Origin of the sequence: Mesorhizobium sp. LSJC280B00 (assembly GCF_000502835.1) — a bacterium.
Taxonomy (GTDB): domain Bacteria; phylum Pseudomonadota; class Alphaproteobacteria; order Rhizobiales; family Rhizobiaceae; genus Mesorhizobium.
The window spans coordinates 31,123-44,648 of the sequence record NZ_AYVL01000032.1 but is presented as its reverse complement, the minus strand read 5'-3'; the positions used below and the strand labels follow the sequence as shown (position 1 = coordinate 44,648).

Genomic DNA, 13,526 nt, shown 5'->3' with positions numbered 1-13,526 from the left:
CTCTCAGGCGGCGCGGGCGGCAAGCGGCGCTGCGATCAGTCGGATACCGTCATGGCCCGCGATATCAGCCTCGACGATGTCGCCCGGAGCGCCGGCAGAGACCGCGGCCAGCGTAAACCCTTCGGTGCGGCCAAGGCCGTCACGCTCGACCAGGATCGACTGATGCGTTCCAGCGAGCGAGGCAAGATGGCGGCGATAGGCGGCCTCGCCGGCGGCGCGCAGGCGTGCCGCGCGTTGCTTGACGACGTCGCGGCGGAGCTGCGGCATGCGCGCGGCGGGCGTGCCCTGGCGCGGCGAAAACGGAAAGACGTGGAGATGCGTCAGGCCGCATTCCTCGACGATCTCCAGCGAGTTTTCGAACATGGCGTCCGTCTCGGTCGGGAAGCCGGCGATGATGTCGGCGCCGAAAACAATGCCGGGGCGCAGTTTGCGCACATCCTCGCAAAAGCGGATCGACTGGTCGCGGCTGTGCCGGCGCTTCATCCGCTTCAGGATCATGTCGTCACCCGATTGCAGCGACAGATGCAGATGCGGCATCAGCCTCGGCTCGGTGGCGATGGCGTCCAGCAGATCGTCGTCGGCCTCGATCGAGTCGATGGAGGAAAGCCGCAGGCGTTTCACGTCGGGCACCTGCTTCAGTATCGTCTTGACCAATTTGCCGAGCTTCGGCGCGCCCGGCAGATCGGCGCCAAAACTGGTCATGTCGACGCCCGTCAGCACGATCTCGGCATAACCATTGCCGACGAGTCGCTTGATCTGCTCGACCACGGCGCCCATCGGCACCGAGCGCGAATTGCCGCGACCGTAGGGAATGATGCAGAAGGTACAGCGGTGGTCGCAGCCGTTCTGCACCTGGACAAAAGCGCGCGCCCGGCCCTCGATGGCGTCGACCATGTGGGCGGCCGTCTCGCGCACCGAAAAGATATCGTTGACGCGCGCCTTCTCAGTGTCGTTGACGCCGAAATCCGGCAGCGCGCGATAGGAATGCGCCTTCAGCTTTTCCTCATTGCCGAGGACGAGATCGACCTCGTCCATGGCGACGAAATCCTGCGGGCCGGTCTGCGCGGCGCAGCCGGTAACGATGATGCGGGCAGCCGGGTTCTCACGGCGGGCTTTTCTGATCGACTGCTTGGCCTGGCGTACAGCCTCGCCGGTGACGGCGCAGGTGTTGAAGATGATGGCACCGCCTTCGAGCCCGCCGAGGCCCGCACTTTCGGCTTCACGCCGCATCACCTCGGATTCATAGGTGTTCAGCCGGCAGCCGAAGGTGACGACCTCGATACCCTTGTTGCCAAGAGGAGCCATCAGGCGGCGCTTTCGGTGTCGCGCGCCCACGCCCCGGTCGACGGATCGAAGCTGCCGGAAAATTCCCATTCGGCGGCACCGGTCAGGATGACGTGGTCGTCGTCGCGCCACAAAACATGCAGCGAGCCGCCGCCGGGCGTCATCAGCGTAACGCCGCGGCCGGTACGCCGGGTGCGGGACGCGGCGACCACAGCGGCGCAAGCGGCCGAGCCGCAGGCCCTGGTCAGGCCGGCGCCGCGCTCCCAGGTGCGGATGATCATGGTCTCCGGCGAAGTCACCTGCGCGATGGTGATGTTGGCGCGCTCGGGGAAGATCGGGTGGTTTTCGAGCAGCGGGCCGAAGCGCTCGAGCTCGTAGGACCAGACGTCGCGGTCGACCCAGAAGATAGCGTGCGGATTGCCCATCGAGACGACCGACGGCGAATGCAGCACCGGGGCATCGATCGGGCCGATCTGCAGCTCGATCATGCGGGTGTCGCGGAATTCCTCGGCCAGCGGGATGTCCTGCCAGCCAAAGCGCGGCCTGCCCATGTCGACCGAGATCATTCCGTCGGCATGTTCCTCGGCGTTTAGGATGCCGGCGACTGTTTCAAAGGCAAATGTCTTCTGGCCGGTCTCGGCGGCGAGCGCCTGGACGACGCAGCGCATGCCGTTGCCGCAAGCTTGCGCGCTGGTTCCGTCGGAATTCAAGATATCGATGAAAAAGGCGGTGCCCGGCGTCCTGGCGTCGTGGATCGCCATGATCTGGTCGAACCTGGTCGACGCGTCGGCATTGAGCGCGACGGCTGCCGCAGACGTCACGCGATCGGCACGGCCGCGCATATCGGCAACGATGATTTCGTTGCCGATGCCGTTCATCTTGGCGAAAGGGGCCGCGCTTGCCATCGATCGAAACGTCTCTTGCCGGTTTGGCGCCTATATGGCGGATAGCGGCAGAAATTACCAGCGCGGCGTGATTTTCAGGTCACCGCGAAGACGCCAAGCACGATCAGCAGGAAGATGATCAGCACGATGCCGATGAGGATGCGGGCGCCGGTGGCGGCGGCTCCGGCCAGAGCCGGCATGCCGAGCAGGCTCGCCGCGGCCGCGATAATCAAAAGAATGATGATCCACCTGATCATGAGAGACACCTCGCAGCCGACAGGTTTGAACACCTACAAACGTCTATATGATGCCTCAGGTTCCGCCGCGCTAGACCGCCGGCACGTCCCAGACTTCGCCCGGCCGCAAGGCGCGAAAACATTGCCGCGGCAGGCCGGCAGCATCGAGCGCTTCGCCGAGCTTTCTGGGCGGCTCGTCGATCGGCTCGTTGGTGAGCCGGAACGTGCCCCAGTGACAGCCGGCGGCATAGGCGGCGTTGCACAAAAGCATGCCTTGCACCGCCTCCTCCGGATCCTGGTGATGTGGCGCCATGAACCAGCGCGGCTCGTAGGCGCCGATCGGCAGGATGGCGAGGCGGAACCCGCCGTGCTTTTGCGCCATCAGCCGGTAATTGATGCCACCGTGGAAGCCGGTATCGCCGGCGAAATAGATCTTTGCACCGGGTGTCTCGACAACGAAACCCGCCCACAGCGCCATGCGCCGGTCGCGAGTACCGCGGGCCGACCAGTGGTGCACCGGTTCGACATGGACGGCGACGCCATCGCCGATATCGACCCGGTCGCCCCAGTCATGCGCGGAAAGCCGCATACGGGGCACGGCAGCGCCGATGATCGTGTCGTTGCCGAGCGGCGTCAGCAGCAGCGGGTCGTGTCCTGACTTCAGGCGCTTCAGCGTGGCGAGGTCGAGATGGTCGTAGTGGTTGTGGCTGACCAGCACGAGGTCGATCGACGGCAAATGGGAAAAGGCGATCCCCGGCGGATTGACGCGTTTCGGCCCCGCGAAGGAGAGCGGCGAGACGCGCCGCGACCAGACCGGGTCGGTCAGGATGTTCAGGCCGGCTGTCTGGACGAGCAGTGAGGAATGACCGACCATGGTGAGGCGCAGCGCAGAACCATCGATGCGCTCGACCGGTCTTGCCGGTGGAAACGGGCTCGGATCCGCCGCCGGCCATTTCGAGCGCTCGCGGCTCAATTGCCATTTCAACAGATCGGCAAAGCGACCTGGCGGCCGTCCGTCGGGATTGAAGAACAAGGTGCCGTCGAAATGATCGCTGGGCGGCCCGCTGTAATAGCGGTTGGCGGCTCTCTTTCTCGCGGCCAAGAAATCGGCTCCCTGCAGTTTGCTGATCGCCAAGAGATAATGCCGGCGCCGGCCCGCACAAGCATTTGAGGTGAACGCCAAGGGTTTGGCGCCAGCGCGCCGTATCGAATCAACCGGAGGTGTCGGCCAAACGGCCAAGGCGTAACACAATTTCAGGCAATGTGCATTTTGCGACAAATTTGCAACATTAGCGGCGCAAACCGTATTTTAACCATATCGGGTTGAAATTTCGCCACCTTCTCCATCTTGGTGAGGGGGACATTGCGCGGACGGCATCCCCAGCCCGATCCGACGGAGGTTGAAGAATGAAATTTTCGAAAACCGGCCTGCTGGCCGTATCGTTGGCCGTGCTCGTTGCGAGCGGCTGTTCAACCTCACGGTTCTCATCGATGGACGAGCAGCAGCCGGCGCCGCTGGAAGCAGCACCCGCCGGCAAGGTGACTGCAAACCAGCTGCCGCCACCGGCGACACCCGGCCCGGCCGACCCGTCGAAATTTCCGACCGCGCCGCAGAACACGCAGGTCGCCTCGCTGCCGCCCGACGGGACGGCGCCGGCCGGTGCGGCCGATCTGACCGCCTCCAGCGTCGCCGGTGTTTGGAAGGCAAGCGTGTCCGGCCAGAGCTGTCAGGTGGCGACGCCGCAGACCAAATTCGGTTCGGGCTACCGCGCCGGACCGCTGCATTGCCCGGCGCCGCTCGATGGCATCAAATCGTGGAACGTCGCCGGCAAACAGCTGACGCTCTTTGACGAGAATGGCGGCACGCTGGCACGGCTCTATTCTTCGGGCGGCGAGAAATTCGACGGCCAGACTTCCAACGGCCTGCCGATCTCGCTTACAAGGTAAGAGAACGGCCCCCCATTGTTACGCAATTCCGGACAGAAAACCGCTACACACTTTTCTTGGAATTGCTCCGGAACGACGTGACCAATGCATCTGCGTGACGGCCTCCAGACCCATGCGACCGTCAAGCAGCGCTATGACCATCTGGTCGAGACGGGCGCTATCGGGCGCGATCCGGCGCAGGAGCGGATCGCCGCTGCGCTCGACCGGCTGATCGAAGAGATATCGGCAAAGCGGCTGGCGCAGAAATCAAGCGCGCTGGGGTGGTTGTTCGCCCGCAAGCGCGAGGTGCACGAGGCGGTCAAGGGCCTTTACATCCATGGCGGCGTCGGCCGCGGCAAGACCATGCTAATGGACATGTTTTTCGAGCTGCTGCCGGTGCGGCGCAAGCGCCGGGTGCATTTCAACGACTTCATGGCCGACGTGCAGGACCGCATCCAGAAGCACCGGCAGGCTCGCAAGAACGGCACGGCCAAGGAGGACGACCCGATCCCGCCGGTGGCGCGCGCGCTGGCCGAGGAAGCCTGGGTGCTATGCTTCGACGAGTTCTCCGTCACCGACATCGCCGATGCGATGATCCTGTCAAGGTTGTTCTCGGCGTTGTTTGCCAATGGCGTGGTGCTGGTTGCCACTTCCAATGTCGCGCCGCAGGATCTCTACCGCGACGGGCTGAACCGTCAGTTGTTTTTGCCGTTTGTCGCTATCCTGGAGCGCCACGCGCAGGTGCTGGCGCTTGACGCCGACAAGGATTACCGCCTCGACAAGCTCAGCCACATGCCGGTCTACGTCACCCCGGCCGATGCCGTCGCCGACCATGCGCTCGACGACGCGTGGGCGGTGATGACGCATGGCAGGCCGACGGCCGAGACGATGCTGACGGTGAAGGGCCGGCACGTCGTAGTGCCGCGTGCTGCCGGCGAGGCGGCGCGGTTTTCCTTCGCCGATCTCTGCGAGAGGCCGCTCGGCGCCCGCGACTATCTTGCCATTGCCAGCCGTTTCTCGACCATCTTCATCGACCATGTGCCGGTGCTCGGCGAAGGCAAGCGCAACGAAGCCAAGCGCTTCATCCTGCTGGTCGATACGCTCTACGATCATCATGTACGGCTGGTGATGAGCGCCGCGGCACCGCCGGCGCAGCTCTATACGGCCAAGCGCGGCAACGAAGTCTTCGAGTTCGAGCGCACCGCATCGCGGCTGATCGAGATGCAGAGCCACGACTGGCTGGAGGACTGGGCGGAGAGGCAGAGGGCGCAGGGATCATCGACCGAGGCACGGCAGGCTCAGGCGTGAGGGATAGTACAGAAGGGGCCGCTTCCGCCGGCGCCTATAACCGATAAACATACATGACGAACCCCTCCGCCGGCCCATGCGGCTCTTTTCGCGACTCGTAAAGTGCGCGAGCAGCAACATTGTCCGGCTCGGTGCCGACCCACGCCTCCTCACAGCCATGCTCGCGACCGAGTGCGAACATGGCGCCGAGCATCCTCGTCGCAATGCCCTGGCGTTGAAAGGCCGGCGCCACGCCGACCTCGTCTATGTAGAGTTCGCTCACCTTGTCCGGGTGGCGGTGGATGACGGCTGCGCATTGGCCAACGACGATGCCGTCGGCGAGGGCCACGACCATGAAATGACAGGGCTCCGCGAGATAGGCGGAGAGCCGATCCGGCCTGACCGGCTCGTCGAAGACTTCATCGGCAACCCGCATCACAAGGGCGTCATCGTCAGGAAACAGCCTTCTGATTTCCAGTGCCATTGTGTAGAATTCCTCTAGCCGGCTTCAGAATTTTGACGTTTACGTAATTCCCATTGTTTCTAACCGATTGAAATTACTCACTCCAAAATAATCGTTTGAATTTTTGTGCGGCCGGGGCTATTGCGTGCGGCGAATTTCGCGGTTCCGCAGCATTCCGGCCTCTTCCTCCGACGCCGTCATCAAATCGTCAAGGATTTGGGCGCCGTCATAGTCAAAGGGAAAATATCCTGACATGGCACGCAACAAGATAGCGCTCATCGGCTCGGGCATGATCGGCGGCACCCTCGCCCACATGGTCGGCCTCAAGGATCTCGGCGACGTCGTGCTGTTCGATATCGCCGAAGGCATCCCGCAAGGCAAGGGGCTGGACATCGCGCAGTCGTCGCCAGTCGATGGGTTCGACTCCAGGCTGACCGGCGTCAACGACTATGCCGGCATCGAGGGCGCCGATGTCTGCATCGTCACCGCCGGCGTGCCGCGCAAGCCCGGCATGAGCCGCGACGATCTTCTAGGCATCAATCTGAAGGTGATGGAGCAGGTCGGCGCCGGCCTCAAGAAATACGCGCCGAAAGCCTTCGTCATCTGCATCACCAATCCGCTCGACGCCATGGTCTGGGCGCTGCAGAAGTTTTCCGGCCTGCCCAAGAGCCATGTCGTCGGCATGGCCGGCGTGCTCGACAGTTCGCGCTTCCGTTATTTCCTGGCCGAGGAATTCAAGGTCTCGGTCGAGGACGTCACTGCCTTCGTGCTCGGCGGCCACGGCGATTCCATGGTGCCGATGATCCGCTATTCGACGGTTGCCGGCATCCCGCTGCCCGACCTCATCAAGATGGGCTGGACCTCGAGGGAGCGGCTCGACCAGATCGTGCAGCGCACCCGCGACGGCGGCGCCGAGATCGTCGGCCTGCTCAAGACCGGCTCTGCCTTTTATGCGCCGGCAGCTTCGGCCATTGCCATGGCCGAAGCCTATCTCAAGGACAAGAAGCGGGTGCTGCCCTGTGCTGCCTATCTCTCCGGCCAATATGGCGTCAAGAACACCTATGTCGGCGTTCCCGTGGTGATCGGCGCCGGCGGCGTCGAGCGGATCATCGAGATCGAGCTCGCGAAGAACGAGCAGAAGATGTTCGACAATTCGGTCGCGGCGGTGCAGGGCCTGTGCGACGCCTGCGTCAAGATCGCTCCGCATCTCGCGGCCAAGTAAGCCGGTAACCAAGCCCGCCAAGCAAGCTGGAGACATAGCGCATGAACATCCATGAGTATCAGGGCAAGGCGCTGCTGAAAGGCTTTGGCGCACCCGTGGCCGAGGGCGTGCCGGTGTTCAAGGCGAGCGAGGCGGAAGCTGCCGCCAAGGCGCTGCCCGGCCCACTCTATGTGGTCAAGAGCCAGATCCATGCCGGCGGCCGCGGCAAGGGCAAGTTCAAGGAGCTCGGGCCCGATGCCAAGGGCGGTGTCAGGCTGGCGAAGTCGGTGGCCGAGGTCGTCGCCAACGCCAAGGAGATGCTCGGCCATACGCTGGTCACCAAGCAGACCGGCCCGGCCGGCAAGCAGGTCAACCGGCTCTATATCGAGGACGGCGCCGACATCGAGCGCGAGCTCTATCTGTCGATCCTGGTCGACCGCTCGGTCGGGCGCGTCGCCTTCGTCGTCTCGACCGAGGGCGGCATGGACATCGAGGCGGTCGCCCACGACACGCCGGAAAAGATCATTACCGTCGCCATCGACCCGGAAAAGGGCGTGACGGCCGACGATGTGAAGAAGCTCAACGCCGCACTGAGACTCGACGGCGACGCCGCCAAGGATGGCGCGACGCTGTTTCCGATCCTCTACAAGGCGTTTGTCGAGAAGGACATGAGCCTGCTCGAGGTCAACCCTTTGATCGTCATGAAGAACGGCCGGCTGCGCGTGCTCGACGCAAAAGTGTCGTTCGACAACAATGCGCTGTTCCGTCACCCGGACGTGCTCGAATTGCGCGACACCACCGAAGAGGACGAGAAAGAGATCGAGGCGTCGAAATACGACCTCGCCTATGTCGCGCTCGACGGCAATATCGGCTGCATGGTCAACGGCGCCGGCCTTGCCATGGCAACGATGGACATCATCAAGCTCTATGGCGCCGAGCCCGCCAATTTCCTCGACGTCGGCGGCGGTGCGTCGAAAGAAAAGGTGACGGCGGCGTTCAAGATCATCACCAAGGATCCGGCGGTCAAAGGCATCCTGATCAACATCTTCGGCGGTATCATGAAGTGCGACATCATCGCCGAGGGCGTCATCGCAGCAGTCAAGGAGGTCGGCCTGCAAGTGCCGCTGGTGGTGCGGCTGGAAGGCACCAATGCCGAGCTCGGCAAGAAGATCATCAACGACAGCGGGCTGAACGTGGTGTCGGCCGATGACCTCGATGACGCAGCCAAGAAGATTGTCGCGGCGGTGAAGGGCGACTGATGCATCGGTTGCTGGCCATAGCGCTCTGCGGCATGGCTTTTTGGGCCAGCGCTGCTGCGGCCGCGGATAGTTCGAAGTCGCCCGCCTGGATCGGCAAGAGGGTCAATCTCTTCATGAACTTATGTCCGGCAACGGCGCCCAGCTTCGGCCGGTTCAACGCGGTTGCCCGGCAAAGCGGGTTCAAGGCCGGATCCGACGGGCTGCAAGTCTACAAGGCTACGGAAATCGTTGCCTCAATCAAGAGTTCGAACGGTCGCTGCGACTGCCTGGTCTCCTTCGGCACCAACGATCCGAAGCTGGCCGCCAACATGATCCTGAAAAGGCTTCTGACCAAATATGGCAACAGTTTCCAAGCCGATGATGACCCCAAGTCCCTTGGTGAATTGAGAACATCTAACGGCAATTTATCGGTGCAGATCGTGACGATCCGGCGCGCCGGGGGCCGATGGATCGGTGCTGTCGTTCACGGAAACCAAAAATGCCCAGCTTGAAAACAGAACTTCAGGGTCAAGGTCGATAGGTGATGCCTCCGCACAAGATAAACCTCGTCGAGGCGGCGGATCAGAAGATCAAGAAGGTCTTCGATCCGCATATCGCCGGCGACGTGAACGACAGCCAAGTCAAGATCGCCAAGTTCGGCGACGTCTTCGACTGGCACGCGCATGACAATGAGGACGAGGCGTTCCTGGTGCTGCGCGGGCGCATCGCCATCGATTTCCGCGACGGCACGGTGGAGCTTTCCAGCGGCGAGTTCATTGTCGTGCCGCGCGCCGTCGAGCACCGGCCGCGCTCGCTAAGCGAGGAGCCGGTGGTGCTGATGTTCGAGCCGGCAACGACGCTCAACACCGGCAATGCCAAAAGCGACCTTACCGTCGCCGAGCTGAAGCGGTTGTGACCATGAGCGCGCGGCCTTCCCCGATCAACGGTTTTTGAAAAGGACCACCATGTCCATTCTCGTCGATAAGAACACCAAGGTGCTGGTGCAGGGCCTGACCGGCAAGACCGGCACGTTCCACACTGAACAGGCGCTGGCCTATCACGGCACGAAAATGGTCGGCGGCATCCACCCCAAGAAGGGCGGCGAAACCTGGACCGGCGCCAAGGGCGAGGCACTGCCGATCTTCGCCACCGTAGCCGAAGGCAAGGCCAGGACCGGCGCCAACGCTTCGGTCGTCTACGTGCCGCCGGCGGGTGCTGCCGAAGCGATCCTGGAAGCGATCGAGGCCGAGATCCCGCTGATCGTCTGCATCACCGAGGGCATACCGGTGATGGACATGATCAAGGTCAAGGCGAGGCTCGACCGTTCGACGTCGCGGCTGATCGGGCCGAACTGCCCCGGCGTGCTGACCCCCGACGAATGCAAGATAGGCATCATGCCCGGCAACATCTTCCGCAAGGGCTCGGTCGGCGTTGTTTCCCGCTCGGGAACGCTTACCTATGAGGCGGTGTTCCAGACCACCAATGTCGGCCTCGGCCAGACCACCGCCGTCGGCATCGGCGGCGATCCGGTCAAAGGCACCGAGTTCATCGACGTGCTGGAGATGTTCCTCGCCGACGACGAGACCAAGTCGATCATCATGATCGGTGAAATCGGCGGTTCGGCCGAGGAAGACGCCGCGCAGTTCCTCAAGGACGAGGCAAAGCGCGGCCGCAGCAAGCCGATGGCCGGCTTCATCGCCGGGCGCACCGCGCCGGCGGGCCGCACCATGGGCCATGCGGGCGCGGTCATCTCCGGCGGCAAGGGCGGCGCGGAAGACAAGATCGCGGCGATGGAATCGGCCGGCATCAAGGTTTCGCCATCGCCGGCCCGGCTGGGTACGACGCTGGTCGAGGCGATCAAGGGAATAGGGGAGTAAGGGAGTACGGGAATAGGGGAGTAAGGAACAAGACGAGGGCATTTGCCCTACTCCCTTACTCCCCTATTCCCTTACTCCCCTCCAACAAAGGAGACGAAGCAAAGGCTTCGACAGTGACATGGCAAGACAAGATCAGGCCAACGACCAGTTTTCGCTTACCTCTTTCCTCTATGGCGGCAATGCAGATTACATCGACGCGCTCTATGCCGCCTATGAGGACGATCCCGCGTCGGTCGATCCCGAATGGCAGGACTTCTTCGCGGCGCTGAAGGACGACGCCGGCGACGTACGCAGGAATGCCAAGGGCGCGTCATGGGCCAAGCCCTCCTGGCCGATGCAGGCTAATGGCGAGCTTGTCTCGGCGCTGGACGGCAATTGGGGCCTCATCGAAAAGCACATCGAAAAGAAGGTCAAGGACAGGGCAGCCGGCAACGGCGCAGCCCTTTCCGACGCCGACGTGCATCAGGCGACGCGCGATTCCGTCCGCGCCATCATGATGATCCGCGCCTTCCGCATGCGCGGCCACCTGCACGCCAATCTCGATCCGCTTGGCATTGCCAAGCCGCTCGAGGATTATAACGAGCTGTCGCCGGAGAATTACGGCTTCACCGAAGCCGACTACGACCGGCCGATCTTCCTCGACAATGTGCTCGGGCTGGAATTCGGCACCATCCGGCAGATGCTCGACATCCTGACCCGGACCTATTGCTCGACGCTCGGTGTCGAATTCATGCATATTTCCGATCCCGAGGAGAAGGCCTGGATCCAGGCGCGCATCGAGGGCACCGACAAGGAGATCTCCTTCACCGCCGCCGGCAAGAAGGCGATCCTGCAGAAGCTGGTCGAGGCGGAAGGCTTCGAGCAATTCATCGACGTCAAGTACAAGGGCACCAAGCGCTTCGGCCTCGATGGCGGCGAGTCGCTGATCCCGGCGCTGGAGCAGATCATCAAGCGCGGCGGCCAGCTCGGCATGAAGGAGATCGTGCTCGGCATGGCGCATCGCGGCCGGCTGAACGTGCTGTCGCAGGTGATGGCCAAGCCGCACCGCGCCATTTTCCACGAGTTCAAGGGCGGCTCGGCCGCGCCCGACGAGGTCGAGGGCTCGGGCGACGTGAAGTACCATCTCGGTGCCTCGTCGGATCGCGAGTTCGACGGCAACAAGGTGCATCTGTCGCTGACCGCCAATCCTTCGCATCTGGAAATCGTCGACCCGGTGGTGATGGGCAAGGCGCGCGCCAAGCAGGACTATCTGTTCGGCCGCAGCCGCGAGGAGATCGTGCCGCTGGAAGAGCGCGCCAAGGTGCTGCCGCTGCTGTTGCATGGCGATGCCGCTTTTGCCGGCCAGGGCGTGATTGCCGAAATCCTCGGCCTGTCGGGCCTGCGCGGTCACCGCGTCGCCGGCACGCTGCATTTCATCATCAACAACCAGATCGGCTTCACCACCAACCCGCGCTTCTCGCGCTCGTCGCCTTATCCGTCGGATGTGGCCAAGATGATCGAGGCGCCGATCTTCCACGTCAACGGCGACGATCCGGAAGCGGTGGTCCATGCCACCAAGGTGGCGATCGAATTCCGCATGAAGTTCCACAAGCCGGTGGTGGTGGACATGTTCTGCTATCGCCGCTTCGGCCATAATGAGGGCGACGAGCCGGCCTTCACCCAGCCGATCATGTATCGCAAGATCCGCAACCAGAAGACGACCATGCAGATCTATGCCGACCGGCTGATCGCGGAAGGCCACATCACCCAGGCCGAGCTCGAAAAGGTGAAGGCCGATTGGCGGGCGCATCTCGAGCAGGAATTCGAGGTCGGCCAGCACTACAAGCCGAACAAGGCGGATTGGCTGGACGGCGCCTGGTCCGGCCTGCGCTCGGCCGACAACCAGGACGAACAGCGGCGCGGCAAGACCGCGGTGCCGGTCAAGACGCTGAAGGAGATCGGCAAGAAGCTAACCGAGGTGCCGAAGGATTTCGAGGCGCACAGGACGATCATCCGCTTCCTCGACAACCGCCGCCAGGCGATCGAGTCGGGCGAAGGCATCGACTGGTCTACGGCCGAGGCGCTGGCCTTCGGCGCCATCCTGCTCGACGGCAATCCGATCCGGCTGTCCGGCCAGGATTCGGAGCGCGGCACGTTCTCGCAACGCCATTCCGTGCTCTACGACCAGCGCGACGAGACACGCTACATACCGCTTAACAATCTGTCGGCGGCGCAGGCCGGCTTCGAGGTCATCAACTCGATGCTGTCGGAAGAGGCCGTGCTCGGCTTCGAATATGGCTACTCGCTGGCCGAGCCGAAGGCGCTGACGCTGTGGGAAGCGCAGTTCGGCGACTTCGCCAACGGCGCCCAGGTGGTCTTCGACCAGTTCATCTCGTCGGGCGAGCGCAAATGGCTCAGAATGTCGGGCCTCGTCTGCCTGCTGCCGCACGGCTATGAAGGCCAGGGGCCGGAGCATTCGTCGGCCCGGCTCGAGCGCTTCCTTCAGCTTTGCGCCGAAGACAATATGCAGGTCGCCAACGTCACGACGCCAGCCAACTATTTCCACATACTGCGCCGGCAGTTGAAGCGGGACTTCCGCAAGCCGCTGATCCTGATGACGCCGAAGTCGCTGCTGCGCCATAAGCGGGCGGTATCGACGCTGCCGGAGATGTCGGGCGAAAGCGCCTTTCACCGGCTGCTGTGGGACGATGCCCAGCTGCTGTCGGGCCAGGCCATCAAGCTCACCAAGGATTCGAAGATCCGCCGTGTCGTGCTCTGTTCGGGCAAGGTCTATTACGACCTCTACGAGGAGCGCGAGAAGCGCGGCATCAACGACATCTATTTGCTGCGCGTCGAGCAGCTCTATCCGTTCCCGGCCAAGGCGCTGATCACCGAACTGTCGCGCTTCCGCAATGCCGAGATGGTGTGGTGCCAGGAGGAGCCCAAGAACATGGGCGCCTGGTCGTTCATCGATCCGTATCTCGAATGGGTGCTGGCGCATATCGACGCCAAGCATCAGCGGGTGCGCTATACCGGCCGGCCGGCGGCCGCCTCGCCGGCGACCGGATTGATGTCGAAGCATCTCGCCCAGCTTGCCGCCTTGCTCGACGACGCGCTTGGTGAATAGAACAGAACCGAAAGAAACGGACAG

At 63.1% G+C, this 13,526-nt stretch carries 13 protein-coding genes; 8 read left to right on the top strand and 5 right to left on the bottom strand.

All coding sequences use genetic code 11. The annotated features are described in order from the left end of the window. Positions 1–3: 3 nt before the first annotated feature. The 4 genes from mtaB to X773_RS68755 all read right to left on the bottom strand — a co-directional run bounded on the left by mtaB (position 4) and on the right by X773_RS68755 (position 3,506). A complete protein-coding gene (gene mtaB, locus X773_RS68770; RefSeq protein WP_031212717.1) occupies positions 4–1,305 on the bottom strand; it encodes a tRNA (N(6)-L-threonylcarbamoyladenosine(37)-C(2))-methylthiotransferase MtaB in 1,302 nt (433 codons plus the stop codon). After that, positions 1,305–2,189: a diaminopimelate epimerase gene (dapF, locus tag X773_RS68765; RefSeq protein WP_023679803.1), complete on the bottom strand. Its 885-nt coding sequence runs from the start codon at positions 2,187–2,189 to the stop codon at positions 1,305–1,307. Before dapF ends, mtaB begins: the two co-directional genes overlap by 1 nt. Positions 2,190–2,263: 74 nt before the next feature. Continuing rightward, entirely contained in the window at positions 2,264–2,425 is a 162-nt protein-coding gene (locus X773_RS75410; RefSeq protein ID WP_031195454.1) for a DUF1328 family protein, read from the bottom strand. Positions 2,426–2,495: 70 nt separating this feature from the next. Beyond that, on the bottom strand, positions 2,496–3,506 hold the full coding sequence (locus tag X773_RS68755; protein ID WP_031212715.1) for an MBL fold metallo-hydrolase: 1,011 nt from the start codon (positions 3,504–3,506) through the stop codon (positions 2,496–2,498). Between the two features lie 305 nt (positions 3,507–3,811). Here X773_RS68755 and X773_RS68750 point away from each other — a divergent pair, with 305 nt between their 5' ends. Further along, entirely contained in the window at positions 3,812–4,351 is a 540-nt protein-coding gene (locus X773_RS68750) for a protease inhibitor Inh/omp19 family protein (protein ID WP_023679800.1), read from the top strand. Between the two features lie 84 nt (positions 4,352–4,435). Next, complete coding sequence (gene zapE / locus X773_RS68745; protein ID WP_023679799.1) at positions 4,436–5,638, top strand: cell division protein ZapE; 1,203 nt, start codon at positions 4,436–4,438, stop codon at positions 5,636–5,638. Positions 5,639–5,672: 34 nt separating this feature from the next. Here zapE and X773_RS68740 read toward each other — a convergent pair whose 3' ends face one another. Further along, the gene (locus tag X773_RS68740; protein ID WP_023679798.1) at positions 5,673–6,101 is read right to left on the bottom strand and encodes a GNAT family N-acetyltransferase; all 429 of its coding nucleotides are present in this window, start codon (positions 6,099–6,101) and stop codon (positions 5,673–5,675) included. A gap of 232 nt (positions 6,102–6,333) precedes the next feature. Between X773_RS68740 and mdh the strand changes: the two genes are divergently transcribed. The 6 genes from mdh to X773_RS68710 all read left to right on the top strand — a co-directional run bounded on the left by mdh (position 6,334) and on the right by X773_RS68710 (position 13,502). Next, the gene (gene mdh, locus X773_RS68735) at positions 6,334–7,302 is read left to right on the top strand and encodes a malate dehydrogenase (RefSeq protein ID WP_023679796.1); all 969 of its coding nucleotides are present in this window, start codon (positions 6,334–6,336) and stop codon (positions 7,300–7,302) included. Between the two features lie 41 nt (positions 7,303–7,343). After that, a complete protein-coding gene (gene sucC / locus X773_RS68730) occupies positions 7,344–8,540 on the top strand; it encodes an ADP-forming succinate--CoA ligase subunit beta (RefSeq protein ID WP_023679795.1) in 1,197 nt (398 codons plus the stop codon). Next, entirely contained in the window at positions 8,540–9,031 is a 492-nt protein-coding gene (locus X773_RS68725; RefSeq protein ID WP_023679794.1) for a hypothetical protein, read from the top strand. The genes sucC and X773_RS68725 overlap by 1 nt, the downstream gene beginning before the upstream one ends. A 32-nt stretch (positions 9,032–9,063) precedes the next feature. Then, complete coding sequence (locus X773_RS68720) at positions 9,064–9,435, top strand: cupin domain-containing protein (RefSeq protein WP_023679793.1); 372 nt, start codon at positions 9,064–9,066, stop codon at positions 9,433–9,435. 49 nt (positions 9,436–9,484) lie between these two features. Next, positions 9,485–10,396, top strand: coding sequence for a succinate--CoA ligase subunit alpha (gene sucD, locus X773_RS68715; RefSeq protein WP_023679792.1), 912 nt, complete (start codon positions 9,485–9,487; stop codon positions 10,394–10,396). 118 nt (positions 10,397–10,514) lie between these two features. Next, the gene (locus tag X773_RS68710; RefSeq protein ID WP_023679791.1) at positions 10,515–13,502 is read left to right on the top strand and encodes a 2-oxoglutarate dehydrogenase E1 component; all 2,988 of its coding nucleotides are present in this window, start codon (positions 10,515–10,517) and stop codon (positions 13,500–13,502) included. The last annotated feature ends 24 nt before the right edge of the window (positions 13,503–13,526 follow it).

Bases quoted from the DNA above. Each gene is read 5' to 3' on its own strand.
- mtaB (WP_031212717.1), bottom strand. From the start codon at position 1,305: ATGGCTCCTCTTGGCAACAAGGGTATCGAGGTCGTCACCTTCGGCTGC.
- dapF (WP_023679803.1), bottom strand. From the start codon at position 2,189: ATGGCAAGCGCGGCCCCTTTCGCCAAGATGAACGGCATCGGCAACGAA.
- X773_RS75410 (WP_031195454.1), bottom strand. From the start codon at position 2,425: ATGATCAGGTGGATCATCATTCTTTTGATTATCGCGGCCGCGGCGAGC.
- X773_RS68750 (WP_023679800.1), top strand. From the start codon at position 3,812: ATGAAATTTTCGAAAACCGGCCTGCTGGCCGTATCGTTGGCCGTGCTC.
- zapE (WP_023679799.1), top strand. From the start codon at position 4,436: ATGCATCTGCGTGACGGCCTCCAGACCCATGCGACCGTCAAGCAGCGC.
- X773_RS68740 (WP_023679798.1), bottom strand. From the start codon at position 6,101: ATGGCACTGGAAATCAGAAGGCTGTTTCCTGACGATGACGCCCTTGTG.
- mdh (WP_023679796.1), top strand. From the start codon at position 6,334: ATGGCACGCAACAAGATAGCGCTCATCGGCTCGGGCATGATCGGCGGC.
- sucC (WP_023679795.1), top strand. From the start codon at position 7,344: ATGAACATCCATGAGTATCAGGGCAAGGCGCTGCTGAAAGGCTTTGGC.
- X773_RS68725 (WP_023679794.1), top strand. From the start codon at position 8,540: ATGCATCGGTTGCTGGCCATAGCGCTCTGCGGCATGGCTTTTTGGGCC.
- X773_RS68720 (WP_023679793.1), top strand. From the start codon at position 9,064: ATGCCTCCGCACAAGATAAACCTCGTCGAGGCGGCGGATCAGAAGATC.
- sucD (WP_023679792.1), top strand. From the start codon at position 9,485: ATGTCCATTCTCGTCGATAAGAACACCAAGGTGCTGGTGCAGGGCCTG.
- X773_RS68710 (WP_023679791.1), top strand. From the start codon at position 10,515: ATGGCAAGACAAGATCAGGCCAACGACCAGTTTTCGCTTACCTCTTTC.